Genomic DNA, 12,706 nt, shown 5'->3' with positions numbered 1-12,706 from the left:
GCTCCACGCTTGGAGCGATGTCGGGGTCTTTCCAATCCTTGGAATGGACTGGAGGACTTACCGCGACGAAGGCGACGAGGTGCTCAGTGAACGTCTGGCCGGATGGCAGGAAAGCTATCCGGAGGTGCAGGTGCACCGACGACTGGTCTGTGACGTGCCGGCTCGCTGGCTCATCGACGCGTCTGAGGATGCCCAACTTGTAGTGCTGGGAAGCAGCGGCCGCGGTGGACACGCTGCCACGAACTTGGGCTCAGTCAGTTCGGCGGTGCTCAAGGCCGCACGAGTTCCGGTCATCGTGGCCCAGCGGCCCGAGAGGGCTATGACCATCAAGGGCCGGAGCCGCTATGCGAGCGCATGGTTCGACAATGAGCTGACCAATTTGGAGGGCTGCGAATAGCCGGCTGATGTAGCAAAGACAGTGGTGCTCCGTTTACGCGGCCATCTCGTTGGTGGACCTCGGCTTTCGGCCCTCAGCTGCGGCCCATCCGGTGACGCCATCGTCGGCATCGGCATGCCGCAACTTTTCGAGCTTGAGCCGCAACACGTTGCCCTTCGGCGCGGTGGCGTGCGACATGTAGCGCGATGAGCGCGCCAATAGTGGCCGCAACGCCTGCGGGCGCCGGGATGGCCTGAAGCCATAGCGCCGCTTCGTTTACGACGTGCGACGTGCCCTGCGCAGTGAAGCGCGTCAGGAACACCAGGCCGTCAGTGATGTTCGCCTCTGCATGCTTGAGCGCCTTCGTAGCGGTGAGCCCGCCGAAACCCGAACCGATGGCGACGACGCGATGTCGCCGGCCGGTCCCATCTACGGCGTCGGGCATGGCGATCATGTTGGGTTTTACGCTCAGCGTGGGCCATTCGCTATGCCGGTGTGGGCAAGTCACTTACGGGATCCGGCAAGGCATCCATCTAGGAATTAATTGTCGACGCCGGACGAGCCCATGCCGTTATCCTCCGATACAGCAAAGCCACCGGGACTGTGTTGCGTCGGACATCGCGAGTGTGCAGCCGGCCGGACACAAGTCGATCCGCCGATTCGTCCCGCGCTCGACTAGTGGTGAACCGTGCCTGGGTGACACGGTTTTCCGCATACCCGTGGGTAATTCACTCGCGGTGTGGTCAACGCCGACTACAAATACCTCCATGCGCCCTTCTGCGCCGGGGACAACCCACGTTGTCGGGGCGTGCGCCTGTGTTCCTGTCCTTCGGCACTAAGCTCGCCGCGTGGCAAGGTGTCGGCCAATCCTGCGGACCAGGAAGGCCAACGCGACCTCGCCGATCCCATGCGCCAGAGTGCCCGCGGCGGTCCATGTCAGCAATGCCATGATCGACGATTTCAACGAGCCCGCGATACACAGCCCAATTGCCAGCTCGACCAGTCCGGCAATCAACACCACCGGCCACCCACGTTCTCGCTTGGCAGCGATGGCGCCAAAGACACCAACGGCGCCCCGACAGATGAAGAGGACGCTCATCACGGCGGCCAACCCGACGACTGTGGCCCTGACACCCAGGAAAGCGACAACGGCGGCGGCGACGGCGAACAGCATCGCCAGGAATCCGCGGGCCACCCGCCCACCCCGGGATGAGACCGCGGCGACCAATACTTCATCGGCCGCTGCCAACAGACAGCAAGCACCGACGAGTATGGCAATAGTCACGATGGTGGTGTAGGCGAAGCGCGGGATCGCGAATGCGATTGCGATCCAGGCGAAGCCGATGACGAGAAGCACCCACCAATAGCGAGTGTCCGACGCAATCCTGTCGGTCAAACGGCCAAAGAGATGGTGTTTTCGCCTCGAGGGTGTCGTCGCTGCCTGACCGACGTTATCCATCACTGCTGCATCGCAATCGATTCGTGGATCGCCGATGTCCCCACGCTTCGCGTCAGATTCGGAGTATGGCCGAGCATTTCGTTCATGGCGGCTTCCTTGCTAGACGGGGTTCGCGGCGGTCTCGCCAGCCCCAATTGTTGCTTTGCAGGGAATCTTCAGCGTTATCTCCACGGACATTGTCGGCACCCCGATGGTGTTGCGGCACACAGTCCGAAGCTCCGCGGCCCCGACGCGGGCCAAGCCAAGCTTCGCGTTGGCATCGGTGGTCGCCAACGATTCTGATCCGTGCACTCAGCCGATTTGGGCTCCGGCATCAGCGGGTGGGCGCGCTGTCCGTACCGTGGGGCTCATTCGTCGGCATGCAACATAAGTCGCAGCCGTTCGGTCTTTTCCGGGGTCCAGGCCGGCGGCTGCAGGATCGCGGCCCAGCCGTCGGCGACGTCTTTGACGTAGCGGTGACCGTGCCCGTCGGGAACATCGACGGCGACGGCCATGTCGGCCGATACCTGCAAAAAGGTCACCAGCGGAATCCATTCCATGTCGCCCGGCACGTCGTAGCCGCGTTTTTCGCGCAACCAGTCCGGTTTGCGCACCAGCAGGTCGGGGTTCCACCATGCGATTGGGTCGGACGCGTGTTGCAGATAGACGATGCGGGGGTTAGCCCAGGGGTCCGGCGGCCGGGCGAGGTTGTCGGCGCGGGCGGCGAATCGAACGTTCTGGCCCTGCTCGTAGATGGGCAGCCATTGCGGTGAGCCCTTATCGCGGTTGCGCGTCACCTGCAGCCACATCGTGTTGTTGAATGTGGGCCCACTAAACAACGCTCCGTCGGTGCGGGCGATGATGTTGTTGGCCGACAGAAACGGCGCCTCGCCGCCGAACGATCCCAGACTCTCGCCGAATACCACCAGCTTGGGCCGCTGCCCTTCCGGCAGGGAGCGCACGCGTGCCGAGACCGCTTCGAAGAGCGCTTGTCCGGCCTGGCGCGCATTTTCCTTGTCCACCAAGAACGATAGCCAGCTGGGCAAAAACGAGTACTGCATGCTGACGATCGCGGAGTCGCCGTTGAACATGTATTCGATCGCGTCGGCTTCCGCCTCGTTGATCCAGCCGGTCCCGGTGGTGGCGCCGACGGCCACGACCTTGCGCTGCAGGCCACCGCTGCGTTCGAGCTCGCGGGCAGCCAGTTCGGCGGTGGCGCGGATGCCCTGAGCCGACTCCAACCCCGCGTAAGCGCGGATCGGCTCTATTGCCGGGGCGCCGTTGAACGACGACAGCTGCCCGATCGCGGGACCGCCGGCGACGAAGATGCGGCCCTGTTTTCCAAGCGACGCCCACGACACCAAGGAAGCGGGGCCGCCCGAGCGCAGCGGCGTCGTCGGCGCCGGGGTGTGCGGACTTTGCTCGTCGTTGACCGCCTCGAATGTGGTGTTCAGTGTTCGCATCGCGAAGCGGACCACCACGCCGTTGAGGAGGGCGACACCCAGAACGGCCACGAGTAGCGCCGCGACGACCGCCGAAACCCGTGGCGGGGCAACGCGATTGAGCCTGTCCACCAGAAAGAGAATCAGCCGCCTGATCAGCTGGCCGATCTCGACGAGCGCAAACAACACCACGAGCGACAGCACCGCAGCCAATGGGTAGTCATGCCATGTCAGCCTCGGGACACCCATCAGGTCGCGCACGTGGTCCTGCCAGACGTGGAACCAGATGACCATGCCGATGGTGCCAACCACTCCGGCGGCGACCAGCACGACCCATGCCCTCCGCGGCGCGGGCGGGCTGGTGTCTTTCGATCGCATGTAGCGCACCACCCACACCGCCAACACGCCCAGTGCGTAACCAATTGCGCCGGATACACCGCTGACCAGCGCCTGGAACAGCGCCCCCCGGGGCAGCAGCGACGGGGTCATGGACAACCACAAAAAGACCAGCCCGATCGCGGTGCCGGTGAACGTGTAGCGCCGCACCCACCACGGCCCCTTCTTCACTGGCGGTGCTTTCACCGGGGGTGTATGCCCGGGTGGTGCCGTCGCGGCCGGCGTTTCGGTGGCGACGCCGCCAGGCGCCGCAGCGGCGGGGCTCTCGGCAGGGGAGGCAGCCGATTCGTCAGGGTCGGAATGGAATTCGCTCACCATTGCTCCTTAACTGTGTGGGGCCGGGCTCACGTACTGACGCCGGCGGCCCGGCTGGGCGAGGCCGGCGAGCCGAGTATGACCGTCGAACGCGGTCTCACCTCCACGTGCTCCCCGGCCGTGCCTGTCTGGGCCGGGTCGAAGGTGTCGCACACTATGTCCCAGCGGCGCGCCGAGACGTCGGCTGGTATCTGGAAGGTCAGCGGCTCCCACCAGGCGCTGACAAAGATGAGGAAGTCGTCGTCGACCAGCGGTGTGCCGTCTGGTGCCACGTCTGGATCGGTTGAGCCGTCGATGAAAACCGCGACGGCGCGCGCCTCATGGTCGGTCCAGTTCTGATCGGTCATCTCGGTACCGGCCGGGGTGAACCAGCGTAGGTCCGCGGCAGCGGGGCCGGTCAAGAACCGACGCCTGCGGAACACCGGGTGCCGACGGCGCAGCGCGACGAGATCCTTTGTGAACCTGAGGAGTTCGTGGTCGACTGCTGACCAGTCGAACCAGGTGATCTCGTTGTCTTGACAGTAGGCGTTGTTGTTGCCCCGCTGGGTGCGGCCGAGCTCATCGCCGCCCAGCAGCATCGGAACGCCCGCCGACACCAGCAGCGTCAGCAGCAGAGCACGTTTCTGGCGGGCCCGCAGCGCCAGCACGTCGGGGTCGGTGGTTGGGCCCTCAATCCCACAGTTCCAGGACCGGTTGTCGTCGGTGCCGTCACGGTTGTCCTCGCCGTTGGCTTCGTTGTGCTTGCCGTTGTAGGACACCAGATCGGTGAGGGTGAATCCGTCGTGCACCGTGATGAAGTTGATCGATGAGCTGGGCCTACGGCCCGCGGCGGGGTCGCCGTAGATGTCGGCGGAAGCACATAGCCGCGACGCGAAGTCTCCAATCAGCCCGTCGTGGCTACGCCACCAGTCGCGTACGGTGTCGCGGAAGCGCCCGTTCCATTCGCTCCATTGCGCCGGGAACCGGCCCACGTCGTAACTGTCGAACCGGCCGACATCCCACGGCTCGGCAATCAGCTTCACCTGCGAGATCACCGGATCCTGGCCGACCAGATCGAAAAACGCCGAGAACGGGTCGAAGCCGCCCTCTTGGCGGCCGAGGGTGGGCGCCAGGTCGAAGCGGAAGCCGTCAACTCCCATTTCGGTGACCCAATAGCGCAGCGAGTCCATGATCATGCGTAGCGCAACCGGGTGCCCCGTATTGACCGAATTGCCGCACCCCGTGGTGTCGAGGTAGCGGGCCGGGTCGGCCGGGTCGAGGCGGTAGTAGGCCGCGTTGTCCAGCCCCCGGTGGCACAGCGTGGGCCCGTCGGCTCCTCCTTCGGCGGTGTGGTTGAACACCACATCCAGCAGTACCTCCAGCCCCGCCGCGTGCAGGGTGTCGACCATGGCGCGGAACTCCTCGACCTGGCCGCCGGGTTGGCCGGCGCGCACCGCCGCGGAGTATCCGGCATGAGGGGCGAAGAATCCGATGGTGTTATAGCCCCAATAGTTGGTCAGGCCGCGCTGCACCAAGAAGGACTCGGGCACGTTGTGGTGCACCGGCAGCAGCTCCACCGCGGTGATCCCGAGGTCGATCAGATGTTGCAGCGCGGCCGGGTGCGCCAGCCCGGCATAGGTGCCGCGCAGATCCGCCGGTACGCCGGGATGCGTCGCGGTGAACCCCCGCACGTGCAGCTCGTAGATGATCGTGTCGGCCAGCGCGCGCCCCGGCCCGGGCACGGCCGGCGGCGGCGCGGCTATCACCAGGCTGCGCGGCACGTGGGCGGCCGAGTCCAGCGGGCTCGGGGCGGCGGGGTTATCCGATGCATGACCGAGGAGTTCGGGCCCGAAACGAACCTGTCCGTGGATCGCGCGCGCGTAGGGGTCGAGCAGCAGCTTGGTCGGGTTGTAGCGCAGGCCGCGCTCGGGATCGTAGGGTCCGCTGACCCGGAAACCGTAGGCCTGCCCGGCTCTCACGCCCGGCACAAAACCGTGCCGGGTGTCGCCGTCACGTTCGGGCAGCAGCAGTCGTGTCTCGACCCCGTCGGGGTCGAACAGGCACACGACGACCTCGTCGCCGGCCGATGCGACGGCGAAGTTGGTGCCGTCTGCGCAAGCTGTGGCGCCCAGCGGGTCGGCGCGACCGGGCAGAATTTTCGCGCTCATCAGCTCTCCTCACCCGGTATCAGCCGCCGGATGACCTGCGATAGCGGGGGGTAGGCCCGGTGGCGGCGGCGGATCACGTCGGCCACGAGCCCGGTCCACCCGGTTTGATGCGATGCGCCGAGGCCTGCGGCGTTATCGCCGTGGAAGTACTCGGAAAATAGCAGGTTGTCGCGCCAGCGGGGGTCGTTCTGAAACCGATTCATCCCACCGAAGCAGGGACGGCATCCGTCGCTGCCGACAAGGAATATCGATACCAGGCGTTCCCAGAGGTCGGAGGCGACCGCGTCGAGGGTGACGCGGCTGCCCGAACCGGTCGGGTATTCGATCGTCAGCTCGGCTCCGAAGAATTCGTGGTAGCGCTCCAGTGCCGTCGCGGCGAGGTAGTTGAGCGGGAACCATACCGGTCCCCGCCAGTTGGAATTGCCGCCGAACATCGCGGTGGTCGACTCGGCGGGCTCGTAGTCGACGCCGGCGCGCACGCCGTCGATGTCCAAAACGTACGGATGGTCCCTGTGGTAGGCCGATAACGAACGCAGCCCATGCGGTGAGAGAAATTCGGCGGGGTCGAACAGGGTTTGGCAGAGTCGACGCACCCGCTCGAGGCTGGTGACCCCCACCAGTAGCCGCCGCTCGCCGGGCGTGCCGCGCAGGATCCCCGCGGCGACCATGTCCTCGGTGCCGCCCAGCCCATGGCGTTTCAGGTAGTGGGCGAATCCCTTGTCCGTCACCAACGACTGATCGATGGCCTGCTCGTTGACCACCGCCGCCGCCAGCAGTGGGATCATGGCGACTGCCGAGCGCACGCGGACCGGGACCGCTTCGCCATCGGGCAGCACGATGCGGTCATAGAACATGCCGTCGCGTTCGTCCCAGACGCCCACCGTCTCCAGTGCGTCGGCGATGCCGGCGAAGTGCTCGAGAAACTTCTGCACCAGATCGAGCGCGGGCCGCTGCCCCGACCCGTTCAGGATCGCCGCAATCGTGGCCATCGACAGCGCGTACCCCGCCATCCACCCGGTCGCGTCGGACTGCTCCAGCACGCCCCGGACGGGAAGGTGGGATCGGTCCAGAGGGCCGATGTTGTCCAGGCCCATGAACCCGCCCTCGAACAGGTTGGAGCCGTTGGAGTCCTCCCGGTTCACCCACCAGGTGAAGTTCACCAACAGTTTGTCGAAAATCCGGGTGAGAAAGTCGAAGTCGCTGCCTCCGTCGATACCGAACACTTCCAGCGCCGCCCAGGCCTGTACGGGCGGGTTGACGTCGGAGAAATCCCATTCGTAGGCGGGCAGCGCCCCGTTGGGGTGTTGGAACCATTCGCGGCACAGCAGCGACAGCTGGTACTTCGCGAACGCCGGATCGACGTGCACCAGTGCGACGCAGTGAAAAGCCAAGTCCCACGCGGCAAACCACGGATACTCCCAGGTGTCGGGCATCGACATCACGTCGAAGGCCTCGAAGCTGCGCCAGCGGGCATTGCGACCGGACCTGCGCTGCGCCGGGGGTGGCGGCTGGGCCGGGTCGCCGTCAAGCCAGCGGGCCACCTCGTAGTAGTAGAACTGCTTGCTCCAAAGCATCCCGGCGAACGCCTGACGCATCACCGCGCCCTCGTCGGCGGACGCCGCGGCCGGGGTGAGCTCGGCGTAAAACTCGTCCGCCTCGGCGCGCCGCTGCTCTACCACCCGGGTGAAGTCCGCGCCCAGCGCCGTGGCCGGGTCCGGCCCGGTGCCGGTGCGACGCAGCCGCAGCCGCAGCTCGACGGTCTCGCCCGGCGCCACCGCGAGTCGGTACCACGCCGCGCACTTGCTGCCCCGCCGCTGCGGGTTGACGGTATCGGCCCCGGACACGACATGGTCATTGATGCCGTCCTTGGGCCACTGGGAGTCACCCGTAACACCATCCAGCCGAGCAACATTCGTCTCGTTTTCGCAGAACAGCAGCTCCGGGCCGCCGCCCTGTGGGGCCGGCCCCGGCAGCAGCTCGAGGTCGCCAAGGAAGGGATGCTCGACGGCCACCGTGCCGGCGGGGGTGGCAGCCAGTGCCGGCGCGGCCGTCCCCCCGTCCCAGGACCAGGTGTTGCGGTACCACAGGGTCGGCAGCACGTGCAGCAGTTCGCAATCGGGCCCCGCGTTGGTCACGGCGATCGTCATCAGCACATCGGTAGGGTCAGCCTTTGTGTATGACACATCGACGATCCAGTAGCGGTCGTCGTCGAAGACGCCGGTGTCGAGCAGCTCGTACTCGAAATCGGCCTTGCCGCGCCGGCGGTTCTCGTCCAGCAGCCGCTGGTAGGGAAACGCCCGCTGCGGGTAGTGGTAGCGCCAGCTGTTCCAGGCGTGGCTGGGCAGCGCGTCGAGGTACCACCAGTACTCCTTGACGTCCTCGCCGTGATTGCCCTCGGCCCCTGCCAAGCCGAAGGCCCGCTCCTTCAGAATGGGGTCGCGCCCGTTCCACAACGCCAGCGCCAGGCACAGCCGCTGCTCGATGTCACAGAAGCCGGCCTGCCCGTCCTCGCCCCAGCGGTAAGCGCGCGAGCGCGCGTGATCGTGCGGCAGGTAAGTCCAAGCATCACCGTCGGCGCTGTAATCCTCGCGAACCGTGCCCCACTGGCGTTCGCTCACATACGGTCCCCACAAATACCAGTCGCTGGCCTGCCGCAAGCCCAAATCGAGCCGGCCGAAGCCGTCGACCCGACGACGCTCCGCACTCGCTGCGGTCGGCGTCGTCGCGGCCTGACTGGTCTTACCCATTGCTATTGCTACGCAGTCGATTTGTTAGTGGTCGTGGTAGCAGCACGGATTACTCATGGCGCCACGGCGGCCATGCTGCCGGCCACCTTTTCGACCTTCTTTTCATCGCTCCGCATGCCGAACCCCGAAACGACCTCCATGGCGCCAAGGACGATCAGCCAGAATCCGACCACGAGAGCCAACGTCGCGATCGAATCGAACGGGTATGCAAACATCACCAAACCGGCGATGACGCTGATGATTCCAAAGAAGATCGCCCACCCTCGACCGGGAAACTGTGGAACGGTGAACGCCGATGCCGTGACCGACACGCCTCGGATGATGAATCCGGTCGCAATCCAGATGGCAAGCAACAGAGTTGCATAGCCCTCACCGAAGTGACGAAACGCCAAGATTCCAAGGGCGACTGACGCCACGCCGCTAATGAAGTACAAAAACCGGCTGCCGCCCGAGATGGGCAGGCTGAACGCTAAGACCACCAGCGCTACGCCGGACACCACCAGGTACACACCGAAAAACACGGCAGCCGCAACGAGCGACGGCTCTGGCCACGCCAGGATCACAGCGCCGAGAACCATCGCCAAGAGGCCGAACACGATCGCCGATTTCCAGATGTGTCCCATTAGATTTGAAGTATGAAGCGGGGTGTCGCTCATGGCAGTTTCCTTCATAGGTGTGATTTATAGGTGTGTTTTGCGGTCTCGCCAGAGACCTGATTATTGCGCCGTAGGGCATGGTTATCGTTGTGGGCACGGACACCGTTGGCCGCCCCGGTGGTGTGCTGCCTGGCCGAAAGCTCGTTGTGGAGGCGGCCATCGGCCGAAGCAACACAGATGACCCATCCAATATCAGGTCACCAGTCGACTCCTGCGCTCAGGAACGCAATGCCTCCGCGTCGGCGCGTGCATACATCGCGTCGAGGGCGGCGTACTCGGCTTCGTCCACAGCGGCCTGCGCGAAATCGATCGCGTCAAGTGCGTAGTCCTCCGCAATGTCGGCGTCGTGGGCGGCCACGCGAGCGTCGAGTTTGTCCGCCTTGTCCTGCACGCGGGTTCGCACCTCGGCGACATGGGTTTGCCACTTGCTGCGGACGTCATGCCACTGCGACGACACCTTGTCACGGGTGCCAGCTGCGTTGTCTTTCAACTGATTGGCCGCTGCAGTCGCCTTCTCCCGTGCGCCTGCGGCGTCGGCAGCAAGCTGATCCCTGGTGCGCTGACTGGCCGCACGGATATGCTCTGTCGCCGTTTTTGCCTGATCGGAAATCTTCTCGAATGCTGTGCTCAGCTCTGTGTTTGCCATCGGAAACTCCTTCACCACCTTGCGTCGGGCTGATCGCCAACCGCTCTTACCGTTGAAGCCGCCTGGAGGCCGCTCAAAGTGATCATCGACGCTCGATGGCAGCGCGTCATTGTTCGCCGAGACATAATCGTCGAGCGACGATTAGTCGCGACGACAGCAGCAACGGGTTTGTCTGCGTGTAGTGGTCCGGCGCCGTCCGCGTTGCGCCCGCATCGACGGAGTTCTTTGGGCACAAATCATATGTTCTTCCGGGCGACGATGAAGAAGTACCCGTCCTCGTCGACGCTCCCGCTGTCGCCAGTCGAAAACCAGCCGTCGACAATGGCTTCCGCGGTGGCCTCCCGCAAGTTCCAGTAGCCCTTCATCACGTTATGACCGCGGACCTGAATCTCGCCGGGTGCCCCGGTCGGCACCTCGCTGGCGTGTTGGTCGACCACCCGCATCTGTACGCCGTCGATGGGTACGCCGATAGAACCGCCCTTGCGCATGGCGCCGGGATGATTGAAGCATGCCGCCCCGGACGTTTCCGGCAGAGCGTAGCCCTCGAGGACTGTGCAGTCGAACTTGCCCTCGAACCGGCGCAACACCTCCAGCGGCATCGGCGCGTCCGCAGAAATGCAGAGCCGTAACGAACCCAAGTCGGGGTCCTGGCCCGCAGCGGCGCCGAGCATTGCGGTGTAGATGGTTGCCAGACCCGCGAAGACCGTGACCCTTTCGGCCGCAACCATTTCCAACGCTCTGCCGGGGTCAAACTTGGGAAGCAGTGCCAGTGTCGCGCCGGTCGAGATGACCGCCGCGAGACCGCATGTCATCCCGAACGCGTGGGACAGTGGCACGCACCCCATCACGACGTCGTCGGGTCCAATGTTGAGCAGCCTGCGCGCAATAACGGCTTGGGTGCTGACCAGGTTGCTATGGGTGAGTTGAGCGCCCTTGGGAGCCCCGGTCGTGCCTGGCGTGTGGAGGATGACCGCGTTGTCGTCGCTGGCGCGGGTCACCGGCGACGCATGCCCGAGAAAGTCTCTAGTCAGCTGTTCGAGTGTGTGCTCGCCGACAACGATTGGGGGAACACCAGCGGCCAGAGCACCGGCGGTAGCGGCAACCCCACAGGACGGTGCGAAGACCAGCAGGCGCGCGCCGGTGTTGGTCAAGAAGAACTCGACTTCGCGGGCGCTGCGCATCGGATCCATCGGCACCACAACAGCTCCAGCGTGCAACACGCCGTAAAAAACCATCGCGAACTCGGGACGGTTCGCCAACATGACCCCCACCCGGTCACCCGGGCGGAGACCTCTGTCGCCGAGGTAGGCGGCGAACCTTGCGGCGTTGTCGGCCAGCTCCGTAAACGTTGTTGTGGCCCCGTCACAGCGCAGCGCGGGACCATCGGGGTACATGTCTGCCGACTCGACGAGATACAGGCTCAAATTGGTCATCAAAACTTCCCGCGCGGACGGCCTCTGCTTTGACGATGGATCCGACTTGGCGGCCTGTCGATGGAATCACCGACAACGAGCACCGCTTTTCGGTGTTGCATACAACAACGTCTCATCCCGTCACCCGTGTCGGCGTTGGGCTGCCGGCTCGACGAGGTGGCGTGGCGGGCGGCCATGGCGAATACGCGATCTCAAGTTGTGTGCGGAATTGGAGGACCGCCCGCTGGCGGTGCGGTCAGCCGTCCCCTGTCGACACCAAAAATCGGGCGGACGACTTGGGCGGATGCCTAGAATGAGGTGTTCTGCAGTGGCAGTTCAGTAAACCGTAGACAGGACACCCCGTGGGGCCTTCAACCGGCCTATTCGATGTCGGCGGCCAGCGGCTCGCCACTCCGCCGATTCGGGGCCGGGCGGGCGAGCTGAAGGTGATCGGCGCGCTGGTGAGGGCGCTGGTGGGCGGGCGCGGGGGTGTGCTGGTCATCGAGGGCCCGCCGGGCATCGGGAAGAGTCGGCTGCTGACCGAGGTGATGGCGCTGGCCTACACGGGCGGGGTGCGCACCTTGTTCGGTGAGGCTTTCGAGTATCAGCAGACGGTGCCGTTTTTCTCGCTGTTCATGGCCACCCTGCGCGCCGACCCGCCGGTGGGAGACGCCGAGGCATTGCGCCGGCTGGGCGGCTCGGCCGATTTGCGTTATTGGGTGGTGCGCGATCTGCAGGACGCCATTCATGCTACGGCGTTGCAGACGCCGCTGGCGATTCTGCTCGAGGACATCCACTGGGCCGATAACGGCACCCTGTCGGCGCTGCGCTCGCTGGCCACCGCGCGCCCGGATGCGCCAGTGTTGTGGGTGCTGACCGCCCGCACCGGGGCTGGCGGTCCGGCGGTGCAGGACACCTTGTGGGTGCTGCAAGGCGCGAATGCCACATTTCTACGAATGGCCGCTATGTCGCCGGGCGCGGTCGCCGATATGGTCTCTGACGCCGTGCGCGCCAACGCTGATGAGTCGCTGCTGACCCTGGCCGCCAAGGCGCACGGAAATCCATTCCTGGTCAGCGAGCTGGTCGGAGGTCTGGGCGAGGAGGGCCGGCTCAAGATCAGCGGCGGGCGTG

The 12,706-nt window shown here is 65.3% G+C and carries 9 protein-coding genes and 1 pseudogene; 2 read left to right on the top strand and 8 right to left on the bottom strand.

All coding sequences use genetic code 11. The features are described from left to right. Window positions 1–397, top strand: a 397-nt coding sequence (locus tag JWP83_RS10220; RefSeq protein ID WP_297729609.1) for a universal stress protein, incomplete at its 5' end; no start/stop codon positions are given. Between the two features lie 310 nt (window positions 398–707). Here JWP83_RS10220 and JWP83_RS10215 read toward each other — a convergent pair. From JWP83_RS10215 to JWP83_RS10180, 8 genes and pseudogenes are all read right to left on the bottom strand, one after another. Further along, a pseudogene (locus JWP83_RS10215) lies at window positions 708–830 on the bottom strand (hypothetical protein); the annotation flags it as partial. A gap of 381 nt (window positions 831–1,211) precedes the next feature. Continuing rightward, entirely contained in the window at window positions 1,212–1,772 is a 561-nt protein-coding gene (locus JWP83_RS10210; protein WP_297729607.1) for a hypothetical protein, read from the bottom strand. Window positions 1,773–2,182: 410 nt separating this feature from the next. Next, window positions 2,183–3,838, bottom strand: coding sequence for an alpha/beta-hydrolase family protein (locus JWP83_RS10205; protein WP_297729611.1), 1,656 nt, complete (start codon window positions 3,836–3,838; stop codon window positions 2,183–2,185). A 158-nt stretch (window positions 3,839–3,996) separates the two neighbouring features. Then, window positions 3,997–6,114, bottom strand: a complete 2,118-nt coding sequence (glgX, locus tag JWP83_RS10200) for a glycogen debranching protein GlgX (RefSeq protein WP_297729605.1) — start codon at window positions 6,112–6,114, stop codon at window positions 3,997–3,999. Further along, on the bottom strand, window positions 6,114–8,861 hold the full coding sequence (locus tag JWP83_RS10195; RefSeq protein WP_297729602.1) for a glucosidase: 2,748 nt from the start codon (window positions 8,859–8,861) through the stop codon (window positions 6,114–6,116). The genes glgX and JWP83_RS10195 overlap by 1 nt, the downstream gene beginning before the upstream one ends. Window positions 8,862–8,914: 53 nt before the next feature. Next, a complete protein-coding gene (locus tag JWP83_RS10190) occupies window positions 8,915–9,517 on the bottom strand; it encodes an HdeD family acid-resistance protein (RefSeq protein ID WP_297729599.1) in 603 nt (200 codons plus the stop codon). Window positions 9,518–9,734: 217 nt separating this feature from the next. Beyond that, entirely contained in the window at window positions 9,735–10,163 is a 429-nt protein-coding gene (locus JWP83_RS10185; protein WP_297729596.1) for a hypothetical protein, read from the bottom strand. Between the two features lie 236 nt (window positions 10,164–10,399). Continuing rightward, window positions 10,400–11,596, bottom strand: coding sequence for an AMP-binding protein (locus tag JWP83_RS10180; RefSeq protein ID WP_297729594.1), 1,197 nt, complete (start codon window positions 11,594–11,596; stop codon window positions 10,400–10,402). A gap of 341 nt (window positions 11,597–11,937) precedes the next feature. Between JWP83_RS10180 and JWP83_RS10175 the strand changes: the two genes are divergently transcribed. Beyond that, the coding region (locus JWP83_RS10175; protein ID WP_297729591.1) for an AAA family ATPase at window positions 11,938–12,706 on the top strand (769 nt) is incomplete at its 3' end.

It is taken from the genome of Mycobacterium sp. (assembly GCF_025965855.1).
In the GTDB taxonomy this organism is placed as follows: Bacteria; Actinomycetota; Actinomycetes; order Mycobacteriales; family Mycobacteriaceae; genus Mycobacterium.
The sequence above is the reverse complement of the archived record's forward strand: the minus strand, read 5'-3'. Positions and strand labels throughout refer to the sequence as shown.